A 16,399-nucleotide genomic window follows, 5' to 3' on the forward strand; every position below is an offset into this window, starting at 1 on the left:
GTCCGACGCTAGCGGTTCGTCAGGAACAAAACAAGAACCAGTTGACGCTCGCCGGTTCCGGCCCGCTGGTGGCGGCATGCTCTCGGTGGTCATCGACGCGCGCGGCTCGCCCGAGCGGCTGGCCGGCCTGCTGGCCCAGCTGACGGCGGGGGCCGTCGCGGGGCTGGTGCGCGAGGTGCTGGTGATCGCGGGGCGCGATGCAGCCGGGGTCGAGGCGCTCTGCGAGGCGACCGGCGCGCAGATCGACGGCGAGCTGGCGAGCGCGTTGCAGCGGACCAAGGCGGACTGGCTCCTCCTGCTGCCGGCGGAGCTGCGTTTCCGCGACGGCTGGGTCGAGCGGCTGCAGGATGCGTTGGCGGCGCGACCGAGACCGGCGCGCGTGGTCGGCGTCAAGCTGGGCGGAGCGCTCGACCGGGCGGCTCGCGGCGTGCTGGTCCGCCGGCCGCAGGCGCTAGCGCAGCCCGACCTGCATCGGCTGGGCCGGCGACTGGGCCTCGCCGCCCCGCGCCTCGGCTAGGTCGAGGCGGGCGTCGACCTCGCGGGCGCCGGCGGCCAGCGCGTCGAGCGAGCGGGTGTCCTCGCCGAACAGCTGCCGGTAGGTCCAGTAGGCGGCCATCACCTGCTGCACGTAGGCCCGGGTCTCGGCGGCCGGGAGGCATTCCATGAGCAGCAGGTCGTCCGCGCCGGCCCCGACCTGCTGGGCGGTCTTGGCCACCAGCCCCGGTCCGCCGTTGTAGGCCGCGACGGTCTTCACGAGATCGTAGCCGACGCCCTTCTGCTGCAGCCAGGTGAGGTAGTCCTGGCCGACGCGCAGGTTGAAGGCGGGATCGTAGAGCGGGCTCATGTCGCCGCGCAGCTTGTCGTCGCCGGCGGCGTGCGCCGCAGCCTCGGGCATCAACTGCATCAGGCCCACCGCGCCCTTCGGCGACAGCGCGCTCGGATTGAATCCGCTCTCCTGGCGCACGATGGCGTAGACCAGCGCCTTGTCGACGGTGAAGCCCGATTTGGGCGCCAGCGGCGGGACGGGATAGTCGATCGGGCGGCTCCTTCGCGCCGAGGGCCAGGCGCCGGATTGCGCCAGCGACACCCCGAGCACCGCCGCGAGCTCGGTCCAGCGCTGGCGCTCCGCATCGGTGCGGGCGAGGACGAGTCCGGCGCGGATCTCCTGGCCGGCGTCCGCAAGGCGACCGATCTGGGCGAGCGCGGCCGTCCGGTGGGCCCGCCCGTCCTCGGCCACGAAGGCGGCGACTTCGGGCGAAGGCCGGACGAAGGCCGCCTGGATCAGGCTGTCGATGGTCGGGGTTTCGCCCTGGGCGCGCAGCAGCTCCAGGCGCCGGGCGGCGAGCATGCCGTAGAAGGTCTCCGGCAGCTGGGCCGCGGCGCGCAGGAACACCTTGCCGCGCTCCGGGTCGGCGAGCACCTCGGCCGAGCGCGCGGCCCAGAATCCGCCGGCGGCGCGGCTCCAGGGATCCTGACTCCGGTCGGCCGCCAGGGCTGCGAATTCGCGCTCGGCCCGCCGGTAGTCGCCCAGGCGGTAGGACGCGAGGCCGGCGATCCAGCGCTCGCGGGCTTCGGTCGCCATCTGCAGGGCGCGGGTCACGTCGCCGGCGTAGAAGGCGTCGCGCGCCTTCTGGGCCTCGTCCGTGGGCGCGGGCCGGCCTTCCGCGCGGGTCGGATCGGGCCCGAGCAGCAGGGTGGGTTGCGGCGGATCGGCGGCGTCCGCCGGCTTACGCTTGGCGGCGAGCGCGAAGATGCGGTCGGCGACCGGTAGGTCACGGAACTTGCCGAGCCAGGCGGCGAGCTCCTCGAACGCCGCCTTGTGGGCGGTGGGATGCATCAGCTGGCTGAAGGAGAGATAGCCCAAGAGCGACTTGTCGCGGACGGCGGCGGTCTGCACCTGGGCGTCGATGAAGTCGCCGCGGTCCACGTCGCCGAACGCGGCCACATAGTGCTGCACGTCGGCTTGCGAGAGCGCCTGAGGCGTCTCGGCCGCGGCGCTCGCGGCCACGGCGGCTGCGCAGGCGAGGATCGCGCCCCCCACCAGCAGGCGCTTCTTCAGCGTCATGCCGTCTTCCGCGATCAGGCCCCCCAAGCGAGCCGCCTCGCGGTCCTCTCTAGCGTCCCCACGGTAACGGTTAGGCGGACCGCTCCGGCCGATCAAGCCTCTCCGTGAAGGTCAGCAGATCGATCCACGCGCGCTTCTTCGCCGCAGGCTGGCGCAGCAGGAAGGCGGGATGCAGCGTGGGCAGCGCCGGAATCTCGATCGCGCCGTCGGCCGAGCGCCAGTCGAACCAGCGGCCGCGCAGCGAGAGGATTCCCTCCTCGGTCTTCAGCATCGCCTTGGCCGAGGCGCCCCCGACCAGCAGCAGCAGCTTCGGCTGAACGAGGGCGATCGCCCGCTCGAGGAACGGCGCGCAGACCAGCTGCTCGAGCGGGGTGGGGGTTCGGTTGCCGGGCGGACGCCAGAACACGGTGTTGGTGATGAACACGCGCTCCGCCAGCTCCGCGGCGGCCAGCATCTTGTCCAGCAGCTTGCCGGCGCGCCCGACGAAGGGCTGGCCTTGCGCGTCCTCCTCGGCGCCCGGCCCTTCGCCCACGACCATCACGGGGGCGTCCTCGCGGCCGCGGTAGAACACCGCCTGGCGCGCCGCCCCTTCGAACTTCAACGCACAGCCGTCGAACGCGGCGATCGCGGCGGCCAGCGCCTCTATGCTCTGCGCCTCGGCAGCGAGCGCCTGGGCCTGGCCGAGGGCCGCCGAAACCTCCGGGCGGGGCGCGACGGCGGCCCTGAGCGCAGGCGGGGGGGCCTTGCGCGCCGGCGCCTGCGGCGGCGCGATCCGGCCCGCGGCGATGCGGTCCACTGGCTCGTCCAGCAGCATGGCGTCGACGCCCGCCTCCGCCCAGAAGGCGAGCAGGCTCTCGGCGACGGCGGCGGGGTCGGCAGGAAGAGTCACGGCCGAAGAGTACATACTCTGCAAGGGTCGGCGAAAGCCATCGGGTCGGCGGACACACCCGGCGGCAACGCCGAGGTCGGGTAAGTAGTCGCGGAGCTTGCGGCTGGAGCCTCGATTTCCGGAAGCCACATCGTCGCCCATCGCCGCCGCTGCGGGCGGCGCCTCAGCTCCCCGGGACCGGCAGCACCGGCATGATCTCCACCCCGTCGCCGGGGAAGATGGAGAAGTGCGGGTGGTCCTTGAACATCGCGGCCGCCGCCTCGTGGCTGTCGGCCTCGATGACCACGTAACCGGCCAGATTGTTGCGGACATCGGCGACGCCCGAGCGGGAGACCTTCTTGGTCTTGCCGAGCGGGCCGCCCGAGTCGACGACGCTTCCGGCATTGCGGTCCATCCAGTCGCGCCAGGCCTGCATGCCCTTCGCCATCGCCGCCTCGTCCATGGCGGGCGGCGGCCCGCCTCTGGGTTCGCCGGTGTAGACCGCCAGGAACTTCGCCATCACGTCCTCCATGTATCGCGGGCCGCGGCTGCGCCGCATCGTCCCAAGGACGCCCGGAACCGCGCCAGGCCGACAATAGCTCGGGCCGCCGGATGAAACGGCGCAGCTTGGACGTTTGTCGGTCTGAGGGGGCGCGGACCATCGCGCCGCGTAGGCAGTACCGCTTCGTACGTCATCGCAGTTCGCGCGCGTCCGGGCCCGGCGACAGCCCGGCCGCGCGCGGCCTACCCTCAATGGAGTCATTCATGCACGGCCTAGCTTCCACCGAAGGCGGCGATCTCGACGACGATCGCGATCCTTCGACGACCCCGATGACCGTCACGACCGTTTCGCCGCCGGCGGACGACGATGGCCCCAATCATGATGCGGGCGACGACGGCATGGACGGCGGCCCCGGCGGCGGTCCTGGCGACGTCGGCGACAATAACAACGGCATCGCCATGACGCTCACCGGCACGGCCGGCGACGACGTCCTGCGCGGCAACGACGCCGGCGACAGCATCACGGGCCTCGCCGGCGACGACCAGCTGCGCGGCGGGAACGGCGCAGATTCCATCGACGGCGGCGACGGGAATGACTTCCTGCGCGGCGGCAAAGGCGACGACGTCCTGACCGGAGGCGACGGCAACGACTTCCTGCGCGGCGAAGCGGGCGACGACACGCTCGACGGCGGCGCCGGCAACGACACGCTCGACGGCTGCAAGGGCGCCGACATGCTGACCGGCGGGGCCGGGAACGACGTGTTCCTGATCCACGGCGGCGAGCACGCCACCTCCACCGACGGGCTGGCGCACATCACCGATTTCACCACCGGCGCCGACAAGCTGGCCTTCGACGACGACGGACTGATGACGGTCACGGCGGGCAACTTCGCGACCGCGACGGCGTCCACCTTCGCGGATGCGCAGGCGGCCGCCCAGGCGCAGATCGGCGCCGGGACGGCGGACGTGGTGGCGGTGCAGCTCGGCTCCGACGTCATCGTGTTCGCCGACGAGGACAACACCAACGAGGCCGACGCGGCGGTGGTGCTGGTGGGCAAGTCGCTCTCCGACATCGCCCCTTCGGACATCATCTAGACCCCACGGGCGCACCGCCTCTCCAGTCCGGCGCGCCCGGGCCCACGCGGCCCCGTATCCCCCAGCCCGGCCGCGTCGAACCCCCGCCCAGCCCCCCGCTCGGCGGGGGTTTTGCTTGACCGCCGCGGGGTGAGGTCCTGATAAGTCGCGCCAACCGATGGGTCCGCGCCCTGCGCCGCCCCACCAGCGAGACGAGAGGGGTCATGAGCGAAGGCGTCCAACGCGAGTCGATGGAGTACGACGTCGTCGTCGTCGGCGCGGGACCCTCGGGCCTGTCGGCCGCGATCCGCCTGAAGCAGATCGATCCCGAGATCACGGTGGCGGTGATCGAGAAGGGCGCCGAGGTGGGCGCTCACATCCTGTCGGGCGCGGTGATCGACCCGAAGGCGATCAATGAGCTGTTCCCGGACTGGAAGGCGCTCGGCGCGCCTCTGGAGACGCCAGTGACGGAGGACCGCTTCCTGCTGCTCGGCCCGCAGGGCAGCTTCGCCGCGCCGATCTGGGGCATGCCGGCGATGATGCAGAACCACGGCAACTACATCGCCTCGCTTGGCAACGTCTGCCGCTGGCTGGCGGGACGGGCCGAGGGCCTCGGGGTCGAGATCTATCCCGGAATGGCGGCCTCGCAGCCGGTGTTCGAGGGCGACCGGCTGGCCGGCGTCGTGGTCGGCGAGTTCGGCCTGGCCAAGGACGGGACGCCCGGGCCCAACTACGAGCCCGGCATGGAGCTGCGCGGCAAGTACGTGTTCATCGGCGAAGGCGTGCGCGGCTCGCTCGCCAAGCTGCTGAAGGCCAAGTACGGCCTGAGCGAGGGCCGCGAGCCGGAGAAGTACGGCATCGGGCTCAAAGAGCTCTGGCAGGTCCCCGACGAGGTGTTCCGGCCGGGCCTCGTGGTCCACACCCTCGGCTGGCCGCTGGACAATCAAACCGGCGGCGGCAGCTTCATGTACCACTTCGGGGACCACTACGTGGCGATCGGCTTCGTGGTGCACCTGAACTACAAGAACCCGTGGCTCTCGCCGTTCGACGAGTTCCAGCGCTTCAAGCACCATCCGGACGTCGCCCCCTATCTGGCGGGCGGCAAGCGCATCGCCTACGGCGCCCGCGCGATCAGCGAAGGCGGCTTCCAGTCGATCCCGCAGATGTACTTCCCGGGCGGGGTGCTGCTTGGCGACTCCGCGGGCCTGCTGAACGTCCCGCGCATCAAGGGCAGCCACAACGCCATGAAGAGCGGCATGCTGGCGGCCGAGGCGGCGGCGGCGGCGATCAAGGCGGGCCGGGCCGGCGACGAGCTGGTCGAATACAAGCAGGCGTTCGACCGGTCGTGGATCCGCAAGGAGCTGCACACGGTGCGCAACTTCAAGCCTCTGTGGTCGAAGCTCGGCACCATGCCCGGCGGCGCGGTCGCGGTGGCCGACCTGCATGTGGCGAGCCTGCTCGGCGGCTTCTCGGTGTTCGGCACGATGAAGCACGGCAAGACCGACGCGGAGTCGACCGGCCACGCCAAGGATTACCCACCGATCGTCTATCCGAAACCGGACGGGGTGCTGTCGTTCGACAAGCTCTCCAGCGTCTTCCTGTCGAACACCAACCATGACGAGAACCAGCCGGCGCACCTGAAGCTGGGGAATCCCGCGATCCCGATCGAGGTGAACCTGCCGGAGTATGGCGAGCCCGCGCGGCTCTATTGTCCGGCCGGCGTCTACGAGGTGCTTTACGACGACGACGGCAAGAACCCGCGGTTCCAGATCAATTTCCAGAACTGCGTCCACTGCAAGACGTGCGACATCAAGGATCCGTCGCAGAACATCACCTGGACCACGCCGCAGGGCGGGGACGGACCGAACTATCCGAATATGTAGCCATCGGCGGGCGCGCGGTTCAGCCGCGCTTGCCGTTGGGGCTGGAACCGCAGAAGGTCAGACCATGCGCCTCCGCCTGCTCCTCGCCGCCGCTCCGCTCGTGATCCTCGGCGGCTGCGCCGCGATCCCGGCGAAAGGCGGCGCGACCGTCGCCCAGGCCGAGGCCCCGCCGGCGGCCTCGCCCTATGGTCTGTTCCTGGCCGGCGAGGCGGCGATGAACGCCGGGCGCAGCAGCGAGGCGGCGCAGTTCTTCGATCTGGCCCGGCTCGGCTCCGACGACAACGCCACGGTCGAGGAGCGGGCCTTCACCGCCGCGATCCTGGCCGGCGATATCGACAAGGCCGCCGCCCTCGCGCCGGTGGGCGACGATGCTTCGGAGGCCGCCAAGCGGCTGGGCAAGCTGGTGGTGGCGGTCAAGGCGCTGGCCGAGGACAAGGGCAAGGTCGCGCAGGCCGACCTCGCCGCCGACGCCATCCAGTTCCCGCACCGCGCCGCCGCGGCCCTGCTCGCGCCCTGGGCGGCCGCCGAGGCCGGCGATGTCGAGGGCTCGCTGGTCCGCCCGCAGGTGCGCGGCGACCGGGTGGTGGACTACTTCGGTCAGCTCGGACAGGCGCTGCTTTACGAGCGCGCGCGGCGCTACGACGAGGCGGAGACCGACTTCAAGGCGCTGACCGCGGGCCCGGTGCGCACGACCCTGGCGAGCCTCGCCTATGGCGGGTTCCTGGAGCGCCGCGGGCGGCGCGCCGACGCCGTCCGCGTCTATGACGAGGCGCTGCAGCGGACCCCCGGCGAGACCTCGGTGATCGCCGCGCGGGCGCGCGTCAAGGCCGGCAAGGCCGCGCCGCCGGCGCCCGGCGTCAAGGCCGGGGCCGCCCAGGCGATCCTCGGGCCCGCCTCCGAGATGGTCGCCGCCAAGCAGAGCCAGTTCGCGCTCGCCTACCTGCGCCTGGCGCTGCGGCTCGACCCAAAGCGCGACGAGGCCTGGGTGATGGTCGGCGACGTGCTCTCCGGCGCGGGCGACAACGCGGCGGCGCGCGATGCCTACGAGAAGGTGCGGCCGGGCTCCGAGGAATACGGCGCCGCGCAGGCCAAGCTCGCCTGGACCTACCAGAACGCGGGCGACAAGGAGACGGCCCTGAAGCTCGCGCGGAGCGGGGCGGCGACCGGCGGCCTCGACGCGCGGATGACGCTCGCCGACCTGTTGCGCGCCGACGAGCAGTACGCCGAGGCGGCCCAGGTGCTGAGCGGCCTGATCGCCGAGGACAAGACGCCCGACTGGCGGCTGCTCTACGCACGCGGCGTCTCCTACGAGCGGCTCGGCCGCTGGCCGGAGGCGGAGGCGGACATGAAGGCGGCCCTGAAGCTGGCGCCCGACGAGCCGGAGCTGCTCAATTACCTCGGCTATTCCTGGATCGACCGCGGCGAGCACCTGAAGGAAGCCATGGCGATGGTCGAGAAGGCGGTGGCCGCCGACCCGCGCTCCGGAGCCATGGTCGACAGCCTCGGCTGGGCCTACTACCGGCTGGGCGATTACAAGCAGGCGGTCGAGAAGCTGGAGCAGGCGGTCGAGCTGGAGGCGGGCGACCCGGAGATCAACAATCACCTGGGCGACGCCTACTGGAAGGTGGGGCGCAAGGACGAGGCCCTGTTCCAGTGGAAGCGCGTGCTGACCCTGCAGCCCGACGCCAAGATGAAGGCCGACGCCGAGACCAAGATCGCCTCGGGCGCCGGCCCCGACGGTCCGCCGCGCAAGGTCGCCGGGGAGTAGGATGGCGGGCGCCGCGCTCGCCCCCGCCAAGGTCAACCTGTTCCTGCACGTCGGGGCGCGCGGCGCAGACGGCTACCATCCGCTCTGCAGCCTGATCGTGTTCGCCGATTTCGGCGACCGCCTGCTGATCCACGAGGCGGAGGCGCTGGGCCTTCTGGCGCACGGCCGCTTCGCTCGCGACCTTCCCGTCGAGGGCGAGAACCTCGCCCTGCGCGCCGCCCGCGCGCTGATCGCCGAAGCGCGGCGCCCCGTCCAGCCGTTCGGCCTGTCGCTGGACAAGCGCCTGCCGGTGGCGGCCGGCCTGGGCGGCGGCTCCTCCGACGCCGGGGCGGCGCTGCGGTTGATCCGGGAGGCGCTGGCGCTCGAGATCTCCGATGTGCGGCTGGAGGCGATCGCCGCGGCGCTCGGCGCCGACGGGCCGGCGTGTTTGCGGGCGCGTCCGGTGATCGTCGAAGGGCGCGGCGAACGGCTGCGTCCGGCGCCTGCCCTGCCGCCGATCGACGCGGTGCTGGTCAATCCGGGCGCCGCGGTCTCCACGGCGGAGGTCTACCGGCGGTTCGACGAGACGGGCGGCTTCGGCGAGGTCTCGCCGCCCTCCGCGCCCGACGCTTTCGAGAGCGCCGCCGAGCTCGCCGGCTGGCTCGCGGCCCAGCGCAACGACCTGCAGGCCGCGGCCGTGGCGCTCGCCCCCGAGGCCGGCGCCGCGCTGGAGACGCTCGCCGGCGAGCCCGAGTGCCTGCTTGCCCGCGTCTCGGGCTCGGGCGGGACCTCGTTCGCGCTCTGCGCCAGCGACATCGAGGCCGAGAGCCTGGCCGAGCGGGTGATGGCGCTGGAGCCGCGCTGGTGGGTGCGCCGCTGCCGCCTGGGCGGCCCGTGGGGCGAGGCGGACTGAGGACGACGGAGGGCGAGCGTGGCCAAGGATGACGAGAGGGCGCCGATCGAGGGCGTGGAGGTCCGCGAGACCGGGCGCGGCAAGTTCCAGGTCGAGGTGCGCACGGCGTCGGGCCTGCTCCTCGCCGACGAGCCCGCCGCCGCCGGCGGCCTGGGCTCGGGCGCCACCCCCTACGATCTGCTCGCCGCGGCGCTCGGCGCCTGCACCGCCATGACGCTTCGGCTCTACGCCGACCGCAAGGGCTGGCCGCTCAGGTCCGCGCTGGTGCGCGTGGCCCACCGCAGCCAGGGCCTGGAAGTCAAGGACCGCTTCGCCCGCGAGATCGTGCTGGAGGGCGAGCTGGCGGCGGAGCAGAAGCAGCGCCTCCTGGAGATCGCCGAACGCTGCCCGGTGCACAAGACGCTCACGCGCGGATCCGAGATCGTCTCCGTGCTCGCCGACAACCGTGAGCCATGCGCGCTGGAGCCGGAGCCCCTCGACCACGCCAGCGACATGCTGGAGCTGGTGGAGGATTACTGAGGCGGCGGCCTGACGCGCGCCCAGCCGGCCCTGGCCAGGGGCCACCAGCCGGAGGCGGCCGCTGCGATGGCGATCGCGGCGCCGAGCAGCATCGCAGGCGGCCGAGCGACCTCGAACATTCGGGCTGCGGCCGGAGCCAGGAGGACGATGACGAGCAGCAGCACGGCCGCGCCGGCGATCAGCCAGTAGATCCTGCGGTGCGGCGCCAGGAGGCGTCCGCCCCGCGACGTTGCGTCGGCCAAGGCGAGGCCGAGATTGCCGAGCACCAGAGCGGTGAAGACGGCGCCCCGCGCGACGGGCTCCGAGCCGTGCCCCAGCGCCCAGACATAGAGTCCGATCAATCCGCCGAGCAGCGCCGACCCCTGGGCGGCGGCGAGCGCGAGCTGGGGAAGTCCGAAGAGCGGTTCATCACGTGGTCGGGGCGGCCGTCGCATGGCGTCCGCTTCGCTCGGCTCGCCTTCGAAGGCGAGCGCGCAGATCGGATCGATGGCGAGCTCGAGCAGCACGACGTGCATCGGAAACAGTACGGGCGGGAGACCCAACAGGATGGGCAGCAGGGCGAGGCCCGCGATCGGCACGTGAATGGCCGTGATGTAGACGAGCGCCCGACGGAGGTTCGCGAAGATCCGTCGCCCCAGCCGAACGCCGGCCACGATCGATGCGAAGTTGTCGTCCAGGAGGATGACATCGGCCGCTTCCCGCGCCACGTCGGTGCCGCGCCCACCCATGGCGATGCCGACATGAGCCGCCTGGAGCGCGGGGGCGTCGTTGACGCCGTCGCCGGTCATCGCGACCACCTGGCCGTCGGCGGTCAGGGCCTCGACGACCCGCAGCTTCTGGTCGGGCGCGACGCGGGCGCAGACCCGCACGCTGCGCAGCCGTTCGGCGAGGATGGGAAGGGGCAGGGCGGCGATCTCCTGGCCGGTGATGACTCCCGGCTCGACGGACAACCCCGCGGCGCGGGCGATCGCGCCGGCCGTGGCCGGGTGATCGCCGGTGATCATCATCACTTCGATGCCGGCGCCTCGCGCCTCGGCGACCGCCTGAGGGGCGTCGGGCCGCACCGGATCGACAAACCCGAGAAGCCCGGACAAGGCGAAGATGGCGGCCTCCGGCTGTTCCGGCGCAGCGCCGTCGACCCGCGCCTTGGCGACGGCCAGCACCCGGCATCCCTCGGCCGCCAGCCGGTGCACCTCGGCCACGAGGCTGGTCGCCTCCGCCGGACCGAGGCGGCACAGCCGGACAATGGCTTCGGGCGCGCCCTTGGCCGCGAGCAGCCACCCCGGCCCGGCGCGCCAGAGCTGCACGATCGCCAGGCGCTCCGGTCGGATCGGCCAGCTGGCGTCGGGTCCGCTCGGCGGGACGGCCTCGGCGAGCCCCAGCGTCTCGGCCAGCGCATGGACGGCCTTGTCCATGGGATCGCTCGCGTGGACGGCGCTCGCCAGCGCGGAGGTCTGGACGAGGCTCTTCAATTCCCCGGACGGGGCCGGATCGACCCCGGCGTCCCACCGCTGTGCGGGCGTCCACAGGCGGGTCAGACGCATGCGGTTTTCCGTGATCGTGCCGGTCTTGTCGACGCAGAGCACGGTGGCGGCGCCCAGCGCATCGATGACCGCGCCGCGGCGGACGAGGACCCGATGGGCCGCAAGGCGCCAGGCGCCCAGCGCCATGAAGACGGCCAGCACCATCGGGAACTCCTCGGGCGCCAGGGCGATCGCGGCGGTGATGCCGGCGAGCGCGCCTTCCACCCAGTCGCGGCGCACCAGGCCGTAGGCGACGGTGATGAGGACGCAGAAACCGATCGCGCCGGCGCCCAGCAGGCGGACCAGACGCCCGGCCGTGCGCTGGAGCGGCGTCGGTTCGCTGGCGATGCCGGCCAGCGAGGCGCCGATGCGGCCGAGCGCGGAGGCCGGGCCCGTGCGGACGACTTCGGCGATCCCCTGACCGCTCACGATGAGCGTGCCGGCGAACAGCCAGGGACTAAGGTCCTCGCCGACAGGCTCCCGGTCTTGCTCCTCGCTGATGGCGAGACGCTTGGCGGCCGGCGCGGACTCGCCGGTGAGCGCGGACTCGTCGACGCCCAGCATGTCTCCGGCGACGAGGCGGCCATCGGCGGCGATCCGCTCGCCCTCGGCCAGCAGCATCAGATCGCCCGGCACGAGCTGGCCGGCGGGGATGTGGCCCTGGACGCCGTCACGAAGCACCCGCACGTGAGGCTGGGCGAGATCGCGCAGCGCCGCGAGCGCCCGCTCGCTGCGGGCCTCCTGGGCGATGACGAGCCCCACGGATACGGCCGCGGCCGCCACCAGGAACAGACCTTCGCCCACATCGCCCAGCAGGAGATAGAGCGCGGCGGCGGCCAGCATGAGCAGGGACATGGGCTCACGCAGGCATTCGAGCGCGATGGCGAGGACGCTGCGGCGCTTCGGCTTCGGCAGCTCGTTCGGCCCGAAGGCGCTCAGCCGCGCGGCGGCTTCGACCGAGCTCAAGCCGACCAGAGGCTCGGTTCGGTCAGCCATCTAGTGGCAGAGCAGGGCTGGGGTCTTGCATCCCCACAGGACGTGCTCGGTCGCCCCGCCGAGCACGAATTCGCGGATCCGCGAGTGACCGTAGGCGCCCATCACCAAGAGGTCGGGTTTGCGGCGGGCGAGAAAGTCGTCGAGGACCTTGCCGATCCGCCGCCCCGCCGCGGGAATCTCCTCAGCTTGCGCCTTTATGCCGTGGGCGGCGAGGTGGCGGACGAGATCGGAGGAGACGCCGGGGCCCGCGGCCGGCTTCTCGTCGACAACGCTGAGGATGCGCACCTCCGCCGCCGATTCCAGCAGCGGCATGGCCGCGGCGACCGCCGAGGCGGCGCAGGCGCTGCCGTCCCATGCGATCGCGATCTTCTCCAGGCCGCCGGGGAAGCGCGTCTGGCCCACGGTGTAGATGAGCACCGGCCGGCCCGAGCCGAAGATGGCGCTCTGGGCCACTTCCCGCTGGCCGGGCAGGCGGTCGGCCATGGGGACCAGGCAGAGGTCGTGGGTGCGGGCGCGCCGGGCGACTTCGGCGGGCATGTCGAACAGGGTGAGCTTCGGCTCGGCGACAGCCTCGAAGACCGTCGCGGCCTTCGCCTTGCCGGTGAAGGCCTGCGCCAACGCGTTGGCGGTGGCCAGGCTGCGGGCCTCCTCCGAGTCCACGAGGTTCGACAGCCCGATCAGGTAATCCGCGAGCCGGTTGCTCTCCAGCGGGATATCCGCAGGCATGGCCAGCAGGGTGAGCTTGCCGCCCACGATCTTGGCGAAGGCCACCGCCTCGTCGATCGCGGCCTCAGGCGTCGGATCCGGGTAGGTGTCGATATGCAGGAGCAGGTCCTTGAAAGCCATATCGGCCTCCTTCGCGTCGGAGCGCCTTTTCGCCCGGCGGGAAGCGTCCGGCTTTGATGTGCCGCAAGGCGCGAGTTCCGGGCGCCGTCTAGACCTCGCGCAACGTCAGCGAGGATCCGAGAGCCGAGATGCCGAGACCCGGACCCGCGGCGGAGCAAGGGCCCGAAGCCATCGCTTGGCGGCTCGCCGTGATGGCGCTCTCGCTCCTGGGCGCTTGGTGGCTTCGCGACGTGCTTCTGATGGCGTTCGCCGCCGTGCTCATTGCGATCGCGCTCTCCGCGCTCGCCGAGGTCCTGCGCCGCGTGACGCACCTTCCGCGGCTCGCAGCCCTGGCCGTCGTGGTGGTCCTTACCATCGGCTTCGTCGCGGGCGCGCTGGCGCTGTTCGGATGGCGCATCGCCGACCAGCTCGACGGCATCCTGGCCAGGACGCAGGCGAGCCTCGTCCAGCTGATGACGCTGGCCCGCGAGCACCAATGGTCGGGCGTCCTTCTGGAACGGTTGACGGCGGCGCGGATCGACACAGCGACGGCCCAGTTCGCCCCGGCGCTCGCCTCGACGCTCGGGGGAATCGGCCAGAGCGCGGCCTATACGGCGATCGTAGTGGCGAGCGGCGTCTTCCTGGCCATCGATCCCGGCCGCCACCGGCAAGGGCTGTTGGCGCTCGTCCCGCCCGCTCGGCGGGGTGCGGCCAGGACGTTCCTCGACCGCTCGGGCCAGGTGATGCGAAAGTGGCTGGTCAGCCGGCTCATCGTGATGGTCGCGATCGGGGTGCTCTCGAGCCTCGGCCTCTGGCTGCTGGGGATCGACGGCGCCTTGGCGCTAGGCCTGACTGGGGGCCTTTTGACGTTCATTCCGCTCGTGGGCGCGCTGATCGCCGCCGTCCCCGCGATCCTGGTGGCCCTCGCCCAATCGCCGCTGCAGGCGGTCTATGTGGCGCTCATGTATTGGGCGGTGCACTTCATCGAGGGGACTTTCATTACCCCCTATGTGCAAGACGAGGAGACCGAGCTGCCGCCAGTGCTGACCATGTTCTCGGCGCTCGTCGCGGCGGCGCTGTTCGGTGCGGTGGGCGTGTTCCTCTCCAGCCCCCTGGCGCTGGTCGCGATCGTGGCCCTGCGGATGTTCTACGTGGAGCCCGGGTCAGCGAAACGCGCACCCATCGCGGCCGAATAGAAACGGGGGACCCGAAGGTCCCCCGCGCCAGCTCTCCTACTGATGCTCGTGCTCGCGGTCAGGCCTGGACGACCTCGCCGTGCAGGTTGAGGTCGAGGCCCTCGATCTCGACTTCCTCCGAAACCCTGAGGCCGATCGTGGACTTGATGGCGAGAAGGATCACGAAGGTGACCACCGCGCAGTACGCGAAGGTCGCGCCGATGTCCTCCAGCTGCAGGACCATCTGGTGCAGGTTGCCGTCGTGCAGCCACCCCTTCGATGCCGAATTGACCGCGTTGGAGGCGAAGACGCCGGTCAGCAGCGCGCCCAGCGCCCCGCCCACCCCGTGCACGCCCCAGGCGTCGAGCGCGTCGTCGTACTTGAAGATGTGCTTCACATGGACGGCCGAGAGATAGCAGACCACGCCCGCAGCGATGCCGATCAGCAGGGCGTCGGCGGGGTTCACGAACCCCGACGCCGGAGTGATCGCGACCAGGCCCGCGACCGCGCCGGAGATCATGCCGAGCACCGAGGGCTTCTTGGCGACGATCCATTCGGCGACCATCCAGGCGAGCGAGGCGCCGGCCGTGGCGATCTGGGTGGCCGCAGCCGCCATCCCCGCTTGCGCGCCGGAGGTCACCGCCGAGCCGGCGTTGAAGCCGAACCAGCCGACCCACAGCAGCGAGGCGCCGATCACCGAATAGGCCAGGTTGTGCGGCGCCATGTTCTCGGTGCCGAAGCCCTTGCGCCGCCCGAGCATGAGGGCCGCGACGAGGCCGGCGGTGCCGGCGTTCAGGTGCACCACCGTGCCGCCGGCGAAGTCCAGCGCGCCCGCCTTGCCGAGCCAGCCGCCGCCCCACACCCAGTGGGCGATCGGGCAGTAGACCAGGAGGAGCCAGGCGCCCATGAACGCCAGGAAGGCCGAGAATTTCATGCGGTCGGCCAGCGCGCCGGCGATCAGCGCCGGCGTGATGATGGCGAACGTCATCTGGAAGAACATGTAGACGCTCTCCGGGATGGTCGCGGCGAGCGGGCTGGTGGCGTTCAGCCCCATCGGTCCGAGCAGCAGGTATTTCACCCCGCCGATCAGAGCGTTGTTCGCGCCGCCGTCGGTGAAGGCGATCGAATAGCCGATCACCATCCACAGCACGGTGATCAGCGCCGTGGCGCCGAAGCTCTGGGCGAGCGTGGCCAGGATGTTCTTCTTGCGGACCATGCCGGCGTAGAACAGCGCCAGCCCCGGGACGGTCATCATCAGCACCAGCACCGAGGAGGTGAGCATCCAGGCGGTGTCGCCGCTGTCGATCTTGGGCGCAGCGGGCGCCGCGGCCTGGGCGAGCGCCGGGCCCGCCATGAGGGCGGCCAGCAGCGGCGCAGAACCGAGCGCCGCCAGCCGCTGCAACTTCGATTTCGTCATCTTTGGGTTCCCCTTGTCCCTTATGGCGGGTTCGCGCTTCACAGGGCCGCCGGGCCGGTCTCGCCGGTCCGGATGCGGATGGCTTCCTCGACGTCGAGGACGAAGATCTTGCCGTCGCCGATCTTGCCGGTCGCGGCCGCGGCCTTGATCGCCTCCACCGCCTTGCCGACGGCGGAGTCCTCGACGACCGCCTCGAGCTGCACCTTGGGCAGGAAGTTCACCTGGTACTCAGCCCCCCGATAGATCTCCGTGTGGCCGCGCTGGCGGCCGTAGCCCTTGACTTCCGAGACCGTCAGCCCCTCCACGCCGGCGGCCACGAGCGCCTCGCGCACGTCGTCCAGCTTGAAGGGCTTCACGATCGCCTTGATGAGTTTCATCCGCTCGCTCCCGATGCTCCGCCGCCCCGGGCGCCCCCTCGCGACGTCATCGGCAAGCTAGCGGGGGAGGCGCGGCCGCCGCGCGGACGGAGCGGCCGCCTGAGGCAGGAAGCGGCGATGCGCCCGATCTTTGGGCGCGCAATGACAGCGGCGCCCGGAATCTAGGCGCCAAGCCTCCGCCACAGTTTGCTTTCACGAACCGGTGAGGCTGGAACTCGGGGGCATTATCGGAGTAGTCAAGCCGATCCCCGCCATGCCGGGCGTGGGCTTACAAAAACAAGGTTATCCGAGGAAACGAATGAGCATTTATCGCGTCCTGACCGCGGCGTCGGCCGCTGTCCTCCTGACCGGACTGATCGCGCCGAGCGCTCTGGCCCAGGCCGCCGCGCCCGGCGTCCGCAGCGCCACCACCCAGGGCCAGGCCGCGCAGGCCACCGGCCGGCCGACCAGCGACGCGCCGGCCGCCAGCCAGCCGCAGGGCGCCGCCGCGGCGGTGGCGCAGGGGACCGGCGCCGC

At 71.8% G+C, this 16,399-nt stretch carries 14 protein-coding genes and 1 pseudogene; 8 read left to right on the top strand and 7 right to left on the bottom strand.

Annotated features, from left to right (window positions below):
- Positions 1–76 precede the first annotated feature (76 nt).
- A complete protein-coding gene (locus Q0W60_RS11195; RefSeq protein WP_297695573.1) occupies positions 77–517 on the top strand; it encodes a cell wall biosynthesis glycosyltransferase in 441 nt (146 codons plus the stop codon).
- On the opposite strand, the gene Q0W60_RS11200 is transcribed toward Q0W60_RS11195, so the two are convergent.
- From Q0W60_RS11200 to Q0W60_RS11210, 3 genes are all read right to left on the bottom strand, one after another.
- Positions 452–2,065, bottom strand: a complete 1,614-nt coding sequence (locus tag Q0W60_RS11200; protein ID WP_297695574.1) for a lytic transglycosylase domain-containing protein — start codon at positions 2,063–2,065, stop codon at positions 452–454. The two genes, Q0W60_RS11195 and Q0W60_RS11200, sit on opposite strands and share 66 nt — an antisense overlap.
- Positions 2,066–2,135: 70 nt before the next feature.
- Complete coding sequence (locus tag Q0W60_RS11205) at positions 2,136–2,954, bottom strand: uracil-DNA glycosylase (protein WP_297695575.1); 819 nt, start codon at positions 2,952–2,954, stop codon at positions 2,136–2,138.
- Positions 2,955–3,117: 163 nt separating this feature from the next.
- Positions 3,118–3,453 carry a hypothetical protein gene (locus tag Q0W60_RS11210; RefSeq protein ID WP_297695577.1) on the bottom strand — a complete coding sequence of 112 codons (336 nt, stop codon included), beginning with the start codon at positions 3,451–3,453 and terminating at the stop codon, positions 3,118–3,120.
- Between the two features lie 245 nt (positions 3,454–3,698).
- On the opposite strand from Q0W60_RS11210, the gene Q0W60_RS11215 reads away from it, so the two are divergent.
- The 5 genes from Q0W60_RS11215 (at position 3,699) to Q0W60_RS11235 (ending at position 9,570) form a co-directional block, all read left to right on the top strand.
- Positions 3,699–4,529: a hypothetical protein gene (locus tag Q0W60_RS11215; RefSeq protein WP_297695579.1), complete on the top strand. Its 831-nt coding sequence runs from the start codon at positions 3,699–3,701 to the stop codon at positions 4,527–4,529.
- Positions 4,530–4,732: 203 nt separating this feature from the next.
- Positions 4,733–6,391, top strand: coding sequence for an electron transfer flavoprotein-ubiquinone oxidoreductase (locus tag Q0W60_RS11220; RefSeq protein WP_297695580.1), 1,659 nt, complete (start codon positions 4,733–4,735; stop codon positions 6,389–6,391).
- A gap of 64 nt (positions 6,392–6,455) precedes the next feature.
- Positions 6,456–8,159, top strand: coding sequence for a tetratricopeptide repeat protein (locus Q0W60_RS11225; RefSeq protein ID WP_297695582.1), 1,704 nt, complete (start codon positions 6,456–6,458; stop codon positions 8,157–8,159).
- A gap of 1 nt (position 8,160) precedes the next feature.
- Positions 8,161–9,051: a 4-(cytidine 5'-diphospho)-2-C-methyl-D-erythritol kinase gene (locus tag Q0W60_RS11230; protein ID WP_297695584.1), complete on the top strand. Its 891-nt coding sequence runs from the start codon at positions 8,161–8,163 to the stop codon at positions 9,049–9,051.
- An 18-nt stretch (positions 9,052–9,069) separates the two neighbouring features.
- Complete coding sequence (locus Q0W60_RS11235) at positions 9,070–9,570, top strand: OsmC family protein (RefSeq protein WP_297695586.1); 501 nt, start codon at positions 9,070–9,072, stop codon at positions 9,568–9,570.
- On the opposite strand, the gene Q0W60_RS11240 is transcribed toward Q0W60_RS11235, so the two are convergent.
- Entirely contained in the window at positions 9,564–12,089 is a 2,526-nt protein-coding gene (locus Q0W60_RS11240; protein WP_297695587.1) for a cation-translocating P-type ATPase, read from the bottom strand. The two genes, Q0W60_RS11235 and Q0W60_RS11240, sit on opposite strands and share 7 nt — an antisense overlap.
- Positions 12,090–12,935: a universal stress protein gene (locus Q0W60_RS11245; RefSeq protein WP_297695589.1), complete on the bottom strand. Its 846-nt coding sequence runs from the start codon at positions 12,933–12,935 to the stop codon at positions 12,090–12,092. It lies immediately after the preceding gene.
- 128 nt (positions 12,936–13,063) lie between these two features.
- Here Q0W60_RS11245 and Q0W60_RS11250 point away from each other — a divergent pair, with 128 nt between their 5' ends.
- Entirely contained in the window at positions 13,064–14,110 is a 1,047-nt protein-coding gene (locus tag Q0W60_RS11250) for an AI-2E family transporter (protein WP_297695591.1), read from the top strand.
- Positions 14,111–14,168: 58 nt separating this feature from the next.
- Here the strand turns inward: Q0W60_RS11250 and Q0W60_RS11255 are convergent, their stop codons facing one another.
- Entirely contained in the window at positions 14,169–15,506 is a 1,338-nt protein-coding gene (locus Q0W60_RS11255) for an ammonium transporter (protein ID WP_297695592.1), read from the bottom strand.
- A 38-nt stretch (positions 15,507–15,544) separates the two neighbouring features.
- The gene (locus tag Q0W60_RS11260) at positions 15,545–15,883 is read right to left on the bottom strand and encodes a P-II family nitrogen regulator (RefSeq protein WP_297695594.1); all 339 of its coding nucleotides are present in this window, start codon (positions 15,881–15,883) and stop codon (positions 15,545–15,547) included.
- A gap of 298 nt (positions 15,884–16,181) precedes the next feature.
- Here Q0W60_RS11260 and Q0W60_RS11265 point away from each other — a divergent pair.
- Positions 16,182–16,399 (top strand): annotated as a pseudogene (locus Q0W60_RS11265) (hypothetical protein); the annotation flags it as partial.

The sequence above is a fragment of the Phenylobacterium sp. genome, assembly GCF_025934275.1.
In the GTDB taxonomy this organism is placed as follows: domain Bacteria; phylum Pseudomonadota; class Alphaproteobacteria; order Caulobacterales; family Caulobacteraceae; genus Phenylobacterium.